17 protein-coding genes are annotated in these 16,339 nt (G+C 71.6%); 7 read left to right on the plus strand and 10 right to left on the minus strand.

Features of this window, described 5'->3' with window-relative positions; translation table 11 throughout:
* Positions 1-281 precede the first annotated feature (281 nt).
* Positions 282-1,760: a tetratricopeptide repeat protein gene (locus tag FHL80_RS23105; RefSeq protein WP_138735678.1), complete on the plus strand. Its 1,479-nt coding sequence runs from the start codon at positions 282-284 to the stop codon at positions 1,758-1,760.
* Positions 1,761-2,291: 531 nt separating this feature from the next.
* Here the strand turns inward: FHL80_RS23105 and FHL80_RS23110 are convergent.
* Together FHL80_RS23110 and FHL80_RS23115 are read right to left on the minus strand one after the other, a co-directional pair.
* Complete coding sequence (locus FHL80_RS23110) at positions 2,292-3,431, minus strand: site-specific integrase (RefSeq protein WP_138735679.1); 1,140 nt, start codon at positions 3,429-3,431, stop codon at positions 2,292-2,294.
* Between the two features lie 324 nt (positions 3,432-3,755).
* The gene (locus tag FHL80_RS23115; protein ID WP_138735680.1) at positions 3,756-4,967 is read right to left on the minus strand and encodes a sensor domain-containing phosphodiesterase; all 1,212 of its coding nucleotides are present in this window, start codon (positions 4,965-4,967) and stop codon (positions 3,756-3,758) included.
* A 609-nt stretch (positions 4,968-5,576) separates the two neighbouring features.
* Here FHL80_RS23115 and FHL80_RS23120 point away from each other — a divergent pair.
* Complete coding sequence (locus FHL80_RS23120) at positions 5,577-5,858, plus strand: hypothetical protein (protein ID WP_138735681.1); 282 nt, start codon at positions 5,577-5,579, stop codon at positions 5,856-5,858.
* Positions 5,855-6,721, plus strand: coding sequence for a hypothetical protein (locus tag FHL80_RS23125; protein WP_138735682.1), 867 nt, complete (start codon positions 5,855-5,857; stop codon positions 6,719-6,721). Before FHL80_RS23120 ends, FHL80_RS23125 begins: the two co-directional genes overlap by 4 nt.
* A 40-nt stretch (positions 6,722-6,761) precedes the next feature.
* Here FHL80_RS23125 and FHL80_RS23130 read toward each other — a convergent pair whose 3' ends face one another.
* From FHL80_RS23130 to FHL80_RS23140, 4 genes are read right to left on the minus strand one after another with little or no spacing between them, the layout of a single operon-like run.
* The gene (locus FHL80_RS23130; protein ID WP_138735683.1) at positions 6,762-7,205 is read right to left on the minus strand and encodes a MarR family winged helix-turn-helix transcriptional regulator; all 444 of its coding nucleotides are present in this window, start codon (positions 7,203-7,205) and stop codon (positions 6,762-6,764) included.
* A gap of 60 nt (positions 7,206-7,265) precedes the next feature.
* Positions 7,266-7,781: a DNA polymerase gene (locus tag FHL80_RS26570; RefSeq protein WP_246078902.1), complete on the minus strand. Its 516-nt coding sequence runs from the start codon at positions 7,779-7,781 to the stop codon at positions 7,266-7,268.
* Positions 7,778-8,926 carry a bifunctional 3'-5' exonuclease/DNA polymerase gene (locus tag FHL80_RS23135; RefSeq protein WP_246078903.1) on the minus strand — a complete coding sequence of 383 codons (1,149 nt, stop codon included), beginning with the start codon at positions 8,924-8,926 and terminating at the stop codon, positions 7,778-7,780. The genes FHL80_RS26570 and FHL80_RS23135 overlap by 4 nt, the downstream gene beginning before the upstream one ends.
* Positions 8,927-8,960: 34 nt before the next feature.
* Positions 8,961-9,356, minus strand: coding sequence for an antibiotic biosynthesis monooxygenase (locus tag FHL80_RS23140; RefSeq protein ID WP_246078904.1), 396 nt, complete (start codon positions 9,354-9,356; stop codon positions 8,961-8,963).
* Here FHL80_RS23140 and FHL80_RS23145 point away from each other — a divergent pair.
* Both FHL80_RS23145 and FHL80_RS23150 read left to right on the plus strand, forming a co-directional pair.
* Positions 9,355-9,807, plus strand: coding sequence for a MarR family winged helix-turn-helix transcriptional regulator (locus FHL80_RS23145; protein ID WP_138735684.1), 453 nt, complete (start codon positions 9,355-9,357; stop codon positions 9,805-9,807). The two genes, FHL80_RS23140 and FHL80_RS23145, sit on opposite strands and share 2 nt — an antisense overlap.
* A 78-nt stretch (positions 9,808-9,885) precedes the next feature.
* Positions 9,886-10,593, plus strand: coding sequence for a hemerythrin domain-containing protein (locus tag FHL80_RS23150; protein WP_138735685.1), 708 nt, complete (start codon positions 9,886-9,888; stop codon positions 10,591-10,593).
* Between the two features lie 13 nt (positions 10,594-10,606).
* Here FHL80_RS23150 and FHL80_RS23155 read toward each other — a convergent pair whose 3' ends face one another.
* The gene (locus FHL80_RS23155) at positions 10,607-11,518 is read right to left on the minus strand and encodes a hypothetical protein (RefSeq protein ID WP_138735686.1); all 912 of its coding nucleotides are present in this window, start codon (positions 11,516-11,518) and stop codon (positions 10,607-10,609) included.
* A gap of 171 nt (positions 11,519-11,689) precedes the next feature.
* Here FHL80_RS23155 and FHL80_RS23160 point away from each other — a divergent pair, with 171 nt between their 5' ends.
* Complete coding sequence (locus FHL80_RS23160; RefSeq protein WP_138735687.1) at positions 11,690-12,439, plus strand: enoyl-CoA hydratase/isomerase family protein; 750 nt, start codon at positions 11,690-11,692, stop codon at positions 12,437-12,439.
* Between the two features lie 54 nt (positions 12,440-12,493).
* On the opposite strand, the gene FHL80_RS23165 is transcribed toward FHL80_RS23160, so the two are convergent.
* Entirely contained in the window at positions 12,494-13,519 is a 1,026-nt protein-coding gene (locus FHL80_RS23165; RefSeq protein ID WP_138735688.1) for a YihY/virulence factor BrkB family protein, read from the minus strand.
* 254 nt (positions 13,520-13,773) lie between these two features.
* Here FHL80_RS23165 and FHL80_RS25840 point away from each other — a divergent pair, with 254 nt between their 5' ends.
* Complete coding sequence (locus tag FHL80_RS25840) at positions 13,774-13,950, plus strand: hypothetical protein (protein WP_216870981.1); 177 nt, start codon at positions 13,774-13,776, stop codon at positions 13,948-13,950.
* Positions 13,951-14,084: 134 nt separating this feature from the next.
* On the opposite strand, the gene FHL80_RS23170 is transcribed toward FHL80_RS25840, so the two are convergent.
* Both FHL80_RS23170 and FHL80_RS23175 read right to left on the minus strand, forming a co-directional pair.
* On the minus strand, positions 14,085-15,875 hold the full coding sequence (locus tag FHL80_RS23170; RefSeq protein ID WP_138735689.1) for an acyl-CoA dehydrogenase: 1,791 nt from the start codon (positions 15,873-15,875) through the stop codon (positions 14,085-14,087).
* Between the two features lie 55 nt (positions 15,876-15,930).
* The coding region (locus FHL80_RS23175) for an HNH endonuclease signature motif containing protein (RefSeq protein WP_138735690.1) at positions 15,931-16,339 on the minus strand (409 nt) is incomplete at its 5' end.

The following is a 16,339-nucleotide window of genomic DNA, read 5'->3' on the forward strand; positions in this document are numbered from 1 at the left end:
GGCTTGCCTGGGAGTCGCCAACCGAGCGTAGCGAGGAATCAGCGTCTTGGTCGCGCTGGAGGATCGGCCGCCTGAGGCCCGCTTGGAAGCGCCGGGCTGCACGGCTGCCCACGTCAAAATGCGGGGTGTCCCATGGGCCGCCTTATGTCCCAGAGCGGCCCACTTTGGGACAGCTTCTAGCGGGTCTGATGAACCAGCCCTACCGTTCACTCTGCTACTAGAGACAGCACCCCAGGGTCACCGAACCCAGAGGGAGACGTTGATTGAGGGCAGGGGAAGTCATGAATCAACCCGACCACGGTGACGACGGAACCGATGGGCCTACAGAACTGCGGCGGCAACTCGAACGAGCGTGGCGATCGATTCGAGATGGTCACGCTGAAGAATCGGCGCAGGCGTTTGAGTACGCAGTGAACCTGGACCCAGGCAGTGACGAAGCTTGGACTGGCCTCGGACGGGCCATGTCTCAACTTGGGCGCTACGAGGCCGCTGCCCGAACCTTCGATCGCGCCCTCGAAATCAACCCCGAAAATGCGGAGGCGCTCCTCTTTCAAAGTGTGTCGTTGATGCAGATGGGTCGCCTTGATGAAGCCGCCAACCGTCTGCACAGGGCAGCCAGTGCAGGTTCGTTCGATTTTCGCGACCTTGCACATGCGCTCGGACGTCCACGAGAATCTAGCTCAGAACCTGAGGGGGATGTCGACTTCAGCTCTCACGCGGCGCGTCTGCGTCTGGCTCGTGACCGAGGTTTGCGCGCGATAGAGGCCACTGAATTCGGGTCCGCGGACAAGGTCTGGCGGGAATTCCTTCTTCCTGCCGCTCAGCAACTCTTGGAAACTTTAGGTTCCATCGCGAATGATGAAGCCCTTTGGGCAAGCCTCGTAGAAAACACTATCCGATCCAGCGCTCAGCGCGCCACTCAATTACGGGAGGTGTTCAATCAGGACCTGTCTGCATTGTTAGTCTACATGGGTTACCGGCCACCGCCGCCACCCCAAGCCCTTGAGCTGGAGCTTATTCAATCTCTGTCAGACGCACTCGAGGCCGGCGAAAAGCCCTCCGCGAGTCGACTACGTCGTGTGCAGTACCACCTAGCGCTCTTCTCTTACAGACTCCGCCGAGTGATCACCGAGGCGGAAATCGAGGCAAGGGAACGGGAAGGGCGCGTCCAAGATTTGTCGTCATGGCATCGCCTGAGGAGCGCGGTTGGCAAGGGGGCAAAGATCGCTGCACCTGCGGCATTCGCTACGGGAGTCATGGCCCTCGTGTTCCCTCCGGGCACAGGCGCGGCGGCCGCTGTGGGCTTTGGCGCCGCCACAAACGCTGCAGGTCAAGAACTGTTGAAACAGGGCACCCAGATCGCGTCTACCGGACTCCTCGATAGATGGCTGGCCGATGAGCCGACCCTGGCGCCTGTTGCACAAAAGTGGCCTGCAGCGCAACGACGCGCATTGCGCGCCATGGGCGATCTGCGCAGCCTGCTTTCCTCCGATCGACCTGACACTCTATGGGCGAAGTCTCTCAAAGCTTTCTCGGTCGAGTGTGTCAGCGCTCTATGTGAACTGGCTCAGGTGGATAGCGTTTCGCCTCAACGCTCTCATCATGACCTACCGATTACGGTTAACAGAGGGCTCGCCTTGGTCAATGATATTCGCGATCTACCGGCGACTGTGCGGAACTTGGAATCAACGCATGCTTTCGCTCAACAGTTGCTGTTTCTAGAAAGATCGTTGTCGGACATCCCCTGCCCGATCGGCTGAGTTCTCGGACCCAGCCGCTGCGGGCCCCTTCACGACTGCGGCGTAGCGCCGACAAGTACACCGGTCACAGCGTCTTCCAAGCCTGGGCGGCACCGCCAGTCGTCTCTAAGGCCGCCTTCAGGGACACCCCGACTGCGTCGCCGGGTCAGCACCACATCAGCTGCCTCAACCGCCGGCTGTCAGGTGCTTGGCCGTGCCCGCTACGTGCCCGTACGACGGGCACGAAGCGGACAATCGGAGTCAACAGGAGTGAACCGACTGGTCCGCTGACCAGCGCATATGCGAAAACGGGCAGCTCCAAGAATGGCGCTGAGAGAACTTGAAACCCGCTGGTCTGCCGCCCTCACTGCCAGCCGGGGGCTGGCCACAGGGCTCCTCGCGATCGACAAGCGCGACCTGCTCGTCAGTGAGGGCGGCGGCTCGAGCCGAGTCGTGGGGGAAAGCAGGGCGTCGCGGCCCAAGGCCTCAGGCGCGAGCCGTTGCGGCGGCCACCTTGACTTTGTCCTGTAGGCGATGGGCGGACCTGCGGAGCTACGGCACGGGGTTCAGCGCTTCGAGGACAGCGGCGGCGCCGGTGGCCGGAACCTTGCGGCCGAAGTAGACGTCAGTGGTCATCGAGGTGTTGGCGTGGCCGAGCTGGTCGGCCGCCGCGCGGGAGGACAAGCCTGCTTGGTCCATCAATGTGGCAACGGTCTTGCGGAAGACGTAGGAGGTGACCCAGTCGAAGCCAGCCGCGGCGAAAGCGTCGCGGAGGTCCGCCTGGGTGTTGGAGGGGTCTCGCCAGCCGCCCAGCGGAGCGGGGAACACGGGACCACTCTCCTCGAGGGGCTGGCCCTGGGCGGCTCGGTCGTGCAGCATCGTCACGCACCACTGGGGCAGCACGAGGGTCCTGGCGCCGGTGTCAGTCTTGGTCTTCTTGACGACCAGGCCCTGACCTTTGACCCGTACGACGGCCGCGCGCACGTCGACCGTTCCGGCCTCGAGGTTCACGGCGCTCCACGTCAGGCCGCAAGCCTCACCGATCCGCAGTCCGGTCGCCATCAGGAAGCTGACCAGGTCGGGGAGGTCGCGGGCGATGGCCCGGTCGTCGTAGGAGAGTGCTGCCCGAATCTGACGCAGTTGCGGCACGGTCAGAGCCCGCGGCCCTTTCCGAGGTCTGCTGGTCAGCGAGCCGAGGGCGCGCACGGGGTTTGACTGCAGTGCGTCGTGGCGGGCGGCCAGCGTGCACATGCCCGACAGCACCGAGCGGCACATCCGGGCGGTGGCCACTCCGTGGTTGGTGGCGATCAGCCGCAGATGCCGGTCCACGACGCCGACGCTGAGCTCCCGAACCCGGAGCTGGCCCAGCCCGGGCAGGATCTGCGCATCCAGCCGACGGCGGTATGCCTCCATGGTGACCGGAGAGAGGTCGGCCAGGCCGTCGTACCAGGCGTCTGCCAGCGCCGAGACCCGGCTGCCGGCCGTGATGTGGCCGCGAGCAGTGATCTGCGCGCGGTCTCGCAGAGCCAACTTCAGTGCGGTCTCGGCGGCACTCTTGGTGCGGCCGTTCCGCTCGACGGTGCGGACCTGGCCGTCATGGTCCCGGGTCAGGGCCCGCGCACGAAAGCCACCGCCGGTGCGGTAGCAGCGGATGGCGCCAGCGGTGCCCAGAGCCAGCGGAGGACGTCCCATGCGCCCCCACTTTACCCCCATTTTACTCCCCGAAAACTACGGTTAGTGACAGCTGGTGAAGGTCAACAGCGCGGTCGAATTCGAGTGACTACGCTGGTCAGAAGCGAATACCCGGTAGAACAAGCTACGTAAGGTGACGGTCGACTTTTAATCCGCGGGTTGTGGGTTCGATCCCCACGGGGCCCACCGCGTTGGTCCCCGGCCTTGCCGCTGCGCGGGCGGCTGGCCGGCGGTGGCGCCACACGACTGCCAGCGGCCTCCTGCGCGGCGAGCCCTTGCGACCGCTCCGCCGGTTTCAGAGCCGGGTGCGGTGCCGGCTGGTTCCTAGGTGAGCACGTCGCTGGCTTCCACGGGACGTCGCAGCGAGTCGTCCAGCACCGTGACGGCACGAGGGGCCCCCAGGTGGAAGCCCTGGCCGTAGCGGACCCCCAGGCTGTGCAGGGCGGCTCGTTCCTGGGAGTTCTCGATCCCCTCGGCGACCAGGTTGGCGCCGATCCGGTCGGCGAACAGGACGAGGCTGACCACGAGGGAGGCCCGGGCGGGGTCGGTGTCGACGTCGCGTACCAGGGCACGGTCCAGCTTGATGGTGTCCGGGGCGAGGTTGAGGACGTGCTGCAAGGACGCGAACCCGGAGCCGGCGTCGTCGACCGCGAGGCGGACCCCCGTCCGGCGCAGCCGGTCCAGCGGAGCGGAGAGGCCGTCGTAGTCGGCGACCGCGACGTGCTCGGTCAACTCGAGCACCAGCCGCTCGGTGGGGGCCGCGGTGAGCATCTCGGCCAGTCGCGGCGAGGCGAGGGTCGCCGGGGAGGCGTTGAGCGACAGGTAGAGGTCCCGGGGCAGTCGCCCCAGGGTGTCCAGGGCCTTCTCGATGGCCGCGAGTTCGAGGTCCACTCCCAGGCCGACAGCGGCGGCGTCGGCGAACCACTCCTCCGGTCCCTGGTCGACGTGCACGGGGAAGCGGGACAGCGCCTCCACCCCCACAGCTCGTCCGGTGGCCAGCTCCACGATCGGCTGGACCACCACGCTCGGCCCACCGTCGCGGAGGAGCTGCTCCACCCGCTCCCGCCGCGCACGGGCAGCATGTTGTTCCGCCAGCTCGGCGGCGTGTTCTCGGGTGACGTCGCGGATCGATGAGACGACGTACTCGACCTCACCGGAGGGGGCCAGCACCGGGTCGGTGTTCAGTGACAGCCACGTGAGCTCGCCGCCGACGTGGACGCCGACGATCCGGCCGCGGATCCCGGCGCCGGCGCGGACGGTGGCCGCGGTGGGCCGCTGCTCCGCCGGCCACGGCGTGCCGTCCGGGCGCAACGCGGAACGCAGCTCGTGGAGCGCGTGACCGTGCAGCTGGTCCGCGCTGAGGCCCAGGACGTGGCGAGCAGCCGAGTTGCTGGTGATCACGCGGCCGCTGGGGTCCTGCAGGAGGACGCCCTCCACGATGTTGTCGAGCAGGGTGGCTTGCAGGCGCTCGAGGCGCGAGGTCTCCGCCAGGAGCCGTCGCAACTGGTGGGCGTCCGCATCAGCCGGTCGTCGCACCGAGCGAGACCTCCTCACAGCCTTCCCTGCACCGGAACCGTCGATGCCCGTCGCGGACCGCCCACAGGTACACCGGCCGCGCACGACGAGGGGACACTCGGCACGATCACTCCACCGCCATCGGCCCCACCACGCGCCACCTGGATCCTCGCCAACCCGCAGGGGTGATCTCCGATCACCGACGACCGATCGCCGCGGCTGCAGCGCCGGTGCAGATCATGGACCACGGACACGGAGCACCTCGTCGGGAGAGCGGGCGCCCTGGCGCCGTCGCGTCGTCCGAGTTCGCGATCCGCGGGTCGTGGTCCCGATCCTCACGGGGCCACCGCGACGACCCCGTGCTCGGGCCCTCCCGACACTCCGGCGCCGGTCGCGCCGACGGGGTCATCGAGCGTCATCTGGCGGAAAACCGGGCTCGGAGCTGCGCGGATGTCGACAAGGGTGCCGTCGGGAGGCGGGTCATCGACCCGGAGCGGGGCCGGCGCAACGATTCGGTGACGGGGCTCCGGATGACGTGTCCGGACGGGCGGTGCGTACGCCGCCGCGTCCTACGTTTCCGTCACGTCCGCGGCACTTCCCCAGCCGCGACGGACCGTCCGAGGAGTCCCCGTGAACACGCCTGCAGACGTGGCGCACAGCCCGTCGTCGTCCCACCCGCACCCGCTCCCGCCCGCCGACGAGCTGGGCCTCGCCGAGCTGCTCGAGCTGTTCGGCACCGAGGAGCCCGCCCTGCCCCCGGTGCGGCCCTCGCTCCGGTCCTCCGGTGCCCGGCTGCTCATGTGGTGGCGGGACTCGTCCCGGCGGGCGGCCCGCTGGGGTGCCGTCCCGGGCCCGGCCGGCACGTTCGGCGGCCGTCCCGTCCGCACCGCAGTGCCGGCGGTGCGGTCATGATCGTCTGGCCGGTGGTCGCGGTGGTGGGTTTCGTCGTGCTGGCCGCGATCGTCATCGCGCTCGCCACCAGTTCGACCGCGCAGTACGAGTTCGAGCGCAACCAGGTGCAGGCGCAGCGGCAGCGGGCCGCCGTCCCGGCCGGGGTCGGCGCGGGCGCCGCCTCCGGTGGCGCAGCGGGTCCGCTGGAGGCTGAGCGGTCGGCGTCGGCCACCGCGGCGACCGAGGAGGCGCAGGCGGTCGCGGTGAGCGTCTCGGCGCACCCGGCCGGGAAGCGGGTCGCCGGGCAGGGCACCCCGCCGGCGTGGTGGCTGGTCGACGACCCGGACGACGGGTCGGGCGAGCGGGTGGTCGCGGGTCCGTTCCGCGACCGGATCGAGGCGGACTGGGCGGCGCTCTCCGGTGGCCTGGCGGAGTCCGGACGGACGGTGCACGGGGTGCTGCACGCCGACGGCCGGGTGGTCCGCCGGCAGTCGGAGGAGGAGCGGGTCTGGCTGAGCGACCTCGGCGACCAGCTCGACCGGCTGCCGGCCGAGTGGGACGGGCCGCTGGCCGACGAGGACGAGCTCGTGACGCTGGTGGTCGAGGTGGCCGGAGGACTGGTCGAGGCCGGCCTCGCGCTGCACGACTGCGCGGGCGACGAGCCGGCCGGCGGGGTGTGCCTGACCCCGGAGCCCGGGCGCCCCGGTGTCCTGGTCAGCTGGCACCAGCACGCCCGGATGGCCAACGACCAGGTGCACGGCCCCTCCGTGCACGCCGCCCTGCAGCGCACGATGAACGCCGCGATCGGCGGGTGCCTGAGCCAGTTGGGCTTCGAGGTCGAGCCCTACGGCGAGTCCGGCTGCTGGCTGGTCACCCTCGACTGAGGAACGGCCGGGCCCCCACGGGGAGTGGGGGCCCGGCGGGTCAGCGGGTGCTGCCGCTCACCCGCTGGGTGATCTCCTCCAGCTGCCGCCTGGGAGCGGCGAACTCCTGGACGTCGAGGTCCAGCGCACCGATCATCGCCGAGACGCCGCACGCGGGCTGCTCCAGCGCCCGGCCGGCGTCGGTGAGCCGGACCCGCACCTGACGCTCGTCCACCGCGCTCCGCTCCCGGGTGACCAGCCCGGCCGCGTCGAGCCGCTCGAGCAGCGGCGACATGGTGCCGGAGTCCAGGTCGAGACGCTCGCTGATCTCGCGGACGCTCTGGTCGTCGTGCTCCCAGAGCGTCATCAGGACCAGGAACTGCGGGTAGGTCAGGCCCAGCCGGTCCAGCATCGGGCGGTGGCGGGCCGTCACCGCTCGCGAGGCGCTGTAGAGCGCGAAGCAGAGCTGGTCGTCCAGCGCGACGCTGGGTGCAGGGGTGGCCACCCCAGACAACAGGACGCGACCTTTCTGCCGACCCGGCGTGCACGGCCGTCGTGCGGGTGCTCAGCCGGCGTCGGCCCACGACCGCACGACGGAGACGTCGAGCGGGAAGTCGACGGGGAACCCGCCGAACAGCAGCCGACCGGCCTCCGCCGCGGCCGCCCGGACCTCCGCGCAGACGGCGTCGGCCAGCTCGGCGGGGGTGTGCACCAGCACCTCGTCGTGCAGGAAGAACACCAGGTGCGGCCGGTCGCCGACGGTGCCGCCGTCGCCGAGGCGCCAGAGCCGGTTGCGGAGGTCGGCCAGCCAGCACAGCGCCCACTCCGCCCCCGTGCCCTGGACGACGAAGTTCCGGGTGAAGCGGCCCCACGCGCGGCGGTGCCGGTCCCGGTCCTCCCGTGAGCCGCCCTCGTCGGCCGGCTCGCCGAGCTCGACCGCCTGCTCGGCCCACTCCCCGGTCGGCACCGGGGAGCCGCGGCCCAGCAGGGTGTGCACCACCTCGCCACGCTCGCCGGCACGGGCGGCCTCCTCGACCAGGCCGATCGCCCGGGGGTACCGGCGGGTCAGCCGGGGCATCATCCGCCCGCTCTCCCCGCGGTGCCGCCGTACATGGCGCCGAGCATCCCGACCTTGGCCTCGGCCCGGGTCGCCACCGCACCGCTGGCCACCATCCCCTGGTAGAGGTCCGACGCCCGCGCCGCCTCGGCCATCGCGGTGTCCGCGCTCATCCCGGCGAGCACCCGCGGCTCGAGCTGCGCGACGTCGGCGACGACGAACCGCCAGCCCTCGTCGGCGATCGCCGCAGGCCGGATCTGCAGCGGCACCGACAGCGCGCCGCCGCCGTTGGACGCCCACCGGCCGGTGACCACCCCGCCGGGCAGGAACCAGGACCGGAACCGGCCGTCGCGCACCCAGGTGTCCAGCCAGTTCCAGCCGTTGGCGGCGAGCAGCCGGCCCAGCTTCCTGTACTCGAGCAGGGGCGCGATGCCGGGGTGCTCCAGCTGCTCGAGCGTCCAGGACCGGGTGTCGGACACCGGCAGGCCCGCGTCCTGCAGCGCGCGCAGCAACCCGGGAGGGGAGTCCGGGTTCAGCTCGGGCGCCCGGAAGGCGGCGCGGATCTCCGGCAGCAGCCGCTCCAGCGCGGCCGGGCGGTGGCCGTTGACCGGCCGTGGCCCCAGCAGCTCGGCCAGCAGCCGGTCGTGGACGTCGGCGCGCCACGGCAGCCCGGCGTGCGTCATCTCGGCGGCGACCAGCGCCCCGGAGGACTCGGCTGCCAGCAGCAGGCCCAGCCGCCCGCGGTGCGGGGACGCCGCCACCGCCGCCAGCTGCCGCTCGTGCTCGGCGAGCGGGTCCAGCCGGTCCGCGGGGTCCTCGAGCGCGAAGAGGGCCGGGTCGGACGGCACCACCGGCTCGAGTGCCGCCCACCCGGCGGCGTCGGCGCTCTGCACGAGCGACCGGTCGACGAAGGGGGACCGGCGCAGCACGGCAGAGCTCAGCCGCAGGTGGGTGCAGCGCTCCACCCGGACCCCGGCGTCCAGCAGCTCCGGGTACCACCGGGTCGTGTCGTCCCAGACCCAGCGCACCGGGGCGGACTCCCGGGCCCGGACGAAGCCGGCCAGCTCGGTGCGCGGCACCGGGGTGACCGTGACGACGACGCCGTCCTCGTCGAGCTCGTGCGCCCGCACCGAGCCCTCACCGGAGCGCACGAGGACGACGCGGTTCACCCCGCCAGTGTCGCCGAGGGGTTCGACAGGGCGGTCAGCTGCTGAAGCGCCGCACGGTCGTGTAGTGCTGGGAGTGCTCGTCGAACCGCGCCAGCAGCGCCCGGGCCGCCGGCGGGACGACGGAGGTGCGCGGATCGCCGCCGGTGAAGGCCGCCACCGCGTCCATGTCGGTGAACGTCATCGCGGTCAGCACCTCGCCGCCCTCGGCCGGGTCGAGCTCCACCGGGTGCCGGCGCAGCACGGTCAGGTCGTGCAGGCCGGGGACGCCCCGCGTCATGATCGCGGGCGCGATCCGGCCGGTCAGCAGCTCCTCGTAGGCCGCGGACAGGTCGGGGTCGGTGAAGCCCCGCCACAGTCGCAGGATCATGGTCGCCTCCATCGCCGAGTTGATGACAGCAGCCTGCGCGTTCGACAGTATGCTGTCAACCATGAGCACTGCCGACCTCGACGCCTACCGGCTGCTGATCGCCGACGTCTACGAGCTCGCGGGGGAGTCCCGGCGCACCAGTGAGGTGCTGGCCCGGGAGGTCGACCAGTCCGCCGCGCGCTGGCACGTCCTCAGCGTCGTGTCCGACGGCCCGCGCACCGTGGCGAGCGCCTCCCGTCGTCTCGGGCTGGCACGGCAGAGCGTGCAGCGCGTGGTCGACGACCTGGTCGCCGCGGGACAGGCCGAGCTGCGGCCCAACCCCGACCACGTCCGGGCGCCGCTCGTGGCCCTCACCGCCGCGGGGGCGTCGACCCTCGATCGGCTCGTGCGCCGGTCCGACGCCGACCGGGCGGCGCTGCTGGGACGCGCGGCGGTCAGCCCGGCCGAGCTCGACCAGGCCCGGGCCGTGCTCCGCCGGCTGCTGGCCGCGATGCACGGGCCGGCCGGCGACTGAGGAATGGGACGGACCCGTCCGGGGAAGGGGATGCGGGCGTCGAACAGCACGGCGCCGCACCACGACCCAGGAGCGACGATGTCCCGCTCGATCGCCGACCAGACCGTCTCCGAGCTCGGTGGCCCCGGCAGCGTGTTCGTCCGCCAGCGCAACGACCACATGGAGCTCGACCGGCTGCTGCAGGAGCTCGACGGCAGCACCGGCACCGCGCAGGAGCAGGTGCTGCGCAGGATCGACCGGCTGGTCTTCAGCCACGCCTTCGCCGAGGAGACCGTGCTGTGGCCGGTCATCCGCCGCGTGCTGCCGGACGGCGAGGCCCTCACGCTGCAGGTCGAGGAGGAGCACCAGGAGGTGAACGAGCTCGTCGCCGAGCTCGAGACCCTGGGGCACGACGACCCCCGCCGTCCCGAGCGGCTGGCCCGCCTGGTGACCGTGCTCAAGGAGGACGTGCGGGACGAGGAGGACGTGATGTTCCCGCGGCTGCAGGAGGCCCTGGACGCCAAGGCGCTGCGCCGGCTCGGCCTGCAGTGGGAGGTGGCCCGTCGCGTCTCGCCGACCCGGGCGCACCCGACGGTCTCCCGTCGTCCGCCGGGCAACGCGGTCTCCGGCCTGCCGCTGAGCCTGCTCGACCGCTCCCGCGACCTCGTCGACGCCGGCGTGCAGCACGCGCCCGAGCGGCTCGCGCCGGCCGGTCAGGCGGTCAGCCGCGGGCTGGCCGCCGTTGCCGGGTGGGTCGAGCGGGTCCCGCTGTCCCGTCGCGGGGACCAGCCGCCGACCAGCCGCTGACCCGGCCGGGACGTCAGCGCGCCGCGCTGGGGCGGCCGGCTGGCTCGGGTACCGGGGCGATCCGCCACCCCGCCGCCCCGGTGGCCACGATCGCGACGGTGACCGCGAGGAACACCCAGGCCGGGACGCCGTCCCAGTCGAGGGTGTCCGTGTACCGGGCCACCGCGACCAGCGTGAGCACGCCGAAGACGGTGTACGCGATCGCCGAGGTGCGCAGCCGGGCCAGGTCACCGGCGAACGCGGCGAGCGCCGTCGCCACCCCGAAGGCGATCAGCCAGGCGGCGACCACCCGGGCGGTGAGCGGGGTCAGCGGCCAGGGCCACAGGGTCGGCGCGGTGGACGGCGCGATCGCCAGTGCGACACCGGTGACGAGCAGCGCCGCCGACTCCACGGCCAGCGCCGTGCGCAGCACGACCGGCACCGGGTGCCCGGGGAGCGGGTCGCGGCCCGGCGCCCGTTCCTGCAGGACCACCGAGACCAGCATCGCCACCGGGATCAGGACGTAGACGGTCAACCAGAACCAGGCCGCCGCCCGGGCGATGAGGGGCGACGAGGCGAACTCCGGCTGCAGGTGGAACCGGTCCAGGTGCACCAGGGTCGCGATCAGCGTGATCACGGTGAACGCCAGGATGGTGAGCACCGGCAATCGGCTGTGCGCCCAGACCGGGTCGCGCAGCGAGAGGGCCACCAGCAGGAACCCCGCGGCGTAGCCGGCGCCCATGAGCGCGGCGGTCAGCGGTGGCTCGATGGTCCAGGCGAAGAAGTCGTCGGTGGCGGACGAGAGGACGAACAGGGCGATCGTGGCCAGCGCGGTCAGCACGCAGAAGACGGCGAGCAGCGCGCGCATCTCCGGCCGCAGCGTGCGCACCGGCTCGTCCTGGTCACGAGCGGTCGGCGTCCGGGGGGACGCGGAGATGCGGTCCACGGTGTCTCCCGTGCGGTCGTCCCCCGTGCACGGTCTCGGACCTGACCATGGAACCACCGGGGCGGCGCGGCTGTCACCGCCTCCGCCCACGGCGTCTTCTGACGGTGCCCGTGGTCTGATCGCAGGGACACGGGCCGGCACCGCCGCCGGCTCCGACCGCGAGGGAGTCGCATGTCCGGCAGCTCAGGTGAGGTCCTGCTCGAGGTGACCGACGGCGTCGCCGTCGTCACCCTCAACGCACCGCAGCGGCGCAACGCGCTGACCCCGGCGATGGCCGGCGAGCTGATCGCCACCTTCGACGAGGTCGACGCCCGGGACGACGTCGGCGCGCTGGTGGTCCGGGCGGAGGGCAGGTCCTTCTGCGCCGGCGGTGACGTGCAGACCCTGACCGACGCCGGCCGGGACCCGGCCGCGCCGGAGGCCTACGCCGGGATGGGCGCGATCTACGACTCGTTCTACCGGCTCGGGCAGGTCAAGGCCCCCACGATCGCGGCGGTGCGCGGCTCCGCTGTCGGTGCGGGGATGAACATGCTGCTCGCCGCGGACCTGCGAGTCGTCGCCCGCGACGTCCGGCTGATCTGCGGGTTCCTCAAGCGCGGCCTCCACCCGGGCGGCGGCCACTTCGTGCTGCTGTCCCGGCTGGTCGGTCGGGAGGCCGCCGCGGCGATGGCGCTGTTCGGCGAGGAGGTCGACGGCGAGACGGCGGTACGGCTGGGACTGGCGTGGGAGACCCTCGACGACGACGCCGTCGACGCCCGTGCGCTGGAGCTGGCCACCCGGGTGGCCCAGGACCCCGCCCTGGCCCGCGTGACGGTCGCCAACTTCCGCAAGGAGACCGGTCCACCCGGGGTCAGCTGGGAGATCGCCACCCAGTTCGAGCGGCCCGCCCAGATGTGGTCCATGCGGCGGCCGACCGACTGACGCACGACGGGCCCGGCTCCCGCAGGAGCCGGGCCCGTCGTCGGGCGACCAGGGTCAGGTCGTCTGCTTGTCCTTGGGCGTGGCCCGGGCGTCGAGCTGGATCTCCTTCTCGGCGCGCGGCACGCCCTCCTTCAGCTCCTTGGTCCGCTCGATCTCGGCGTTGAGCTCGATGCCGAACAGCAGGGCGAGGTTGATCAGCCAGAACCAGATCAGGAAGATCACCACACCGGCGAGCGCCCCGTAGGTCTTGTTGTAGCTGCCGAAGTTGCCGACGTAGAAGGCGAACAGCGCCGAGGCGACGACCGCCACCAGGATGGCGACGACGGCCCCGGGGCTGATGAAGGAGAAGCCGCGCAGCCGGACGTTCGGGGTCGAGTAGTAGAGCACCGCGATCATCAGCGCCAGCAGCACCAGGATGACCGGCCACTTGGCCCAGCTCCAGATGTTGAGCACCGTGTCCCCCAGGCCGATGGACTGACCGATGGCGTCGACGACCGGACCGCTGAGCACCAGCATCGCCAGGATCAGGGCGGCGAACAGGATGCCGATCAGGGTGATGAGCAGCTGCAGCGGCTTGAGCTTCCAGACCTTGCGACCCTCGGGCGTCTCGTAGACGACGTTGGCCGCGCGGGTGAACGCACCGACGTAGCCCGAGGCGGACCAGACGGCCGCGGCGACACCGATGATCAGGCCGAGGCTCGCGGACTTCGAGCTGCCGGCGATCTGCTCGATGACCGGGTTGAGGGTGTCGGCTGCCTGCGCCGGCACGACCGCCGTGATCGCCTCGGTGAGCTGCTGCGGGTTGGTGAGCAGCCCGACGATCGACAGCAGCGCCGTCAGGGCGGGGAACAGCGCGAGCACGCCGTAGTAGGTCAGGGAGGCCGCCCAGTCGGTCAGGCCGTCCTCGCTGAACTCCTTGAGGGTCCGCTTGATCGTGCCGCCCGTGGTGGGCTTCGGGTCGGCGCCGGTCGGGGCGTAGTCCGCGCGCTCCCGGCTGATGTTGTCGTCCCCTGGGGCGCTGTCCTGCGCGGTGCCGCCGCGCCCGCTGTCGCGGGCGTCGGGTGCGCTTGCTCCGGCCATGCGGGGCCTCCGGTGGGTCTGGCGCGGGCGGGTCTCCCGAGGAGGTGCCCCGAGCCGACCGTCTCCACGCCTGCTCTCGGTGGCAGATGGGTAACGGTCCGTTCCGCACAACCGAGGGCGACGGCCGTCACACACTGTTCACCTGAAGAGTCACTCCGTGCGGGATTGACTGCGTGTCGGACTGGGAAGAAAGACCTGGACGAGAGCCGCCGACTTCCCCCGCGGCGGACCCCGAGATCGACTTGGAGCACTTGATGGTGATGTGGCCGACGCTGGCTCTGCTGGGCTTCCTGGTGCTGACCGCGCTGGTGATCGCGATGGGCACGCAGTCCACGGCGCGGTACGAGGCGGAGAAGCGGGCAGCATCGGCCCCCCGGACCCGGAGCGCCGGCGTCGAGGCGGCCCGCGCGACGGCGACCGCCGTCCTCTAGCACTGCCGGCCCCACTGCAGGATCCCGCCGCGAGCTCGCGAGTGGTGGGGGGTAGTGGGGTCCTTCAACTGCCGACGACGGCGGCTCCCCTCGGGGGGCCGCCGTCGTCGTCGTTCGGGAAGCGGTCCGCGTCCTCAGAACCAGTCGCTGCGCATCTCGCGGACCGTCCCGTCCAGCGACGCCAGCAGTGCCAGCTGCGGACCCACCCTGGGCAGCTCCCAGCGCTGGAAGTACCGGGCGGCCTGCCGCTTGCCGTCGTAGAAGTCGCCGTCCCGACCCTCGGCGGCGAGGGCCTGCTCCAGCCACAGCCAGCCGACGACCACGTGCCCGGCCGCCTCGAGGTAGACCGCCGCGTTGGCCAGCGCGACCTCCGGGTCCCCACCGGCCCACAGCGCCGCGGTCACCGCGCCGAGGCGCTGCACCAGGTCGTCCAGGGTCTCGGCGAGGTCGGCCCACTGCGTCCCGGCGGCCCGCTGCGTGGTGGCGCTGATCGCCTCGCCGAGCGCGGCCAGCCCGGCGCCGCCGTTCATCACGACCTTGCGGCCGAGCAGGTCCAGCGCCTGGATGCCGTGGGTGCCCTCGTGGATCGGGTTGAGCCGGTTGTCCCGGTAGAACTGCTCGACCGGGTAGTCGCGGGTGTACCCGTAGCCGCCGTGGACCTGGATGGCCAGGTCGTTCGCCACCAGGCACCACTGCGAGGGCCAGCTCTTGGCGATCGGGGTCAGCGTCTCGAGCAGCAGGTGCGCCCGTGCCCGCTCCTCCTCGGTCTCGGCCGTGCGCTCCTCGTCGACCAGCCGGGCGCAGTAGAGCCCGAGGGCCAGACCGCCCTCGACGTAGGACTTCGCGGCCAGCAGCATCCGCCGGACGTCGGCGTGCTCGACGATCGGCACCGGCGGGGCGGCGGGGTCCTTGCCGGCGAGCGCCCGGCCCTGGGTGCGGGTGCGGGCGTAGTCGACGGCGTGCAGGTAGCCGGTGTAGCCCAGCCCGGTGGCGCCCATCCCGACGCCGATCCGGGCCTCGTTCATCATGTGGAACATGTAGCTGAGCCCGCGGTGCAGCTCGCCGACCAGGAAGCCGACCGCGCCGGCCTGCCCGCCGGGGGTGTGCACGCCCTCGCCGAAGTTCAGCAGGGTGTTCGTCGTCCCCCGGTAGCCCATCTTGTGGTTGAGCCCGGCGAGGACGACGTCGTTGCGCTCGCCGAGGGTGCCGTCGTCGTTGACCAGGAACTTCGGGACGACGAAGAGCGAGATGCCCTTCACCCCGGCCGGCCCACCGGGCACCTTGGCCAGCACCAGGTGGACGATGTTCTCGGTCAGCTCGTGGTCGCCGCCGGAGATCCACATCTTGTTGCCGGTCAGCCGGTAGCTGCCGTCGTCCTGGGGCACGGCGCGGGTGGTGATGTCGGCGAGCGAGGAGCCGGCCTGCGGCTCGGACAGCGCCATCGTGCCGAACCAGCGGCCCTCGGCCATCGGCGGCACATAGGTCTGCACCTGCTCCGGCGTCCCGTGCGCGACCAGCAGGTTCGCGTTGGCCATGGTGAGGAACGGATAGGCCGACGTCCCGATGTTGGCGGCCTGGAACCACACGTGCACGGCCTGGTTGACCGCCGCCGGCAGCTGGAGTCCGCCCAGCTCCTCGGGCAGCGGCGCGGCGTTCATCCCCGCGTCGGCGAACACCTTCAGCGCCGCGGCGACCTCGGGGACCAGTCGCACCTTGCCGTCGACGAGGTGTGGCTCGTTCTCGTCGGCCTTCCGGTTGTGCGGCGCGAAGTGCTCGGTGGCGATCTGCTCGGCCAGCTCGAGGACGGCGTCGAACGTCTCCCGCGAGTGCTCGGCATAGCGCGGCCGCTTGGTCAGCGTCTCGACGTCGAGCCACTCGTGCAGCAGGAACTCGAGGTCACGGGGGGACAGGATCAGCGACGGCACAGCGACTCCCGGACGACGACGATGTCAGGGCGGACGACAGGCCCGCCCCGCCAGGTTAGAAGGGCGGAGGCTCATCGTCCGGCAGTGGAGGTTGCTGTGGCGCCGGTGGGGGTCGCATGCCTGGTGGCCTTGTGGTGCGGGTGACGCCCGAGGGGGTGGTGACCTGCAGGACCCCGTCGGGGGTGATGGTGAACCGCCAGCCCGCCGCGAAGGTCTTCAGCCGGTGGTGGGAACGGCACAGGCAGCACAGGTTGGCGCAGTCGGTCGCCCCGCCGCACGCGGCGCTGACGACATGGTCCAGGTCGGCCCAGCCGACGCGTTGCCCGCAGTTGGGGAACCGGCAGCGCCGGTCCCGGGTGGTGACGAACGCCCGTTGCCGGGCGGTGGGGGTGTAGGCGTCGGTCCCCGGCGGCGGACCGGCCACCGGGCAGGCGCAGTCGGTGTCGGGGTGGGTGGGGCAGCCG

Source organism: Modestobacter excelsi (assembly GCF_005930495.1).
Classification (GTDB): Bacteria; Actinomycetota; Actinomycetes; order Mycobacteriales; family Geodermatophilaceae; genus Modestobacter; species Modestobacter excelsi.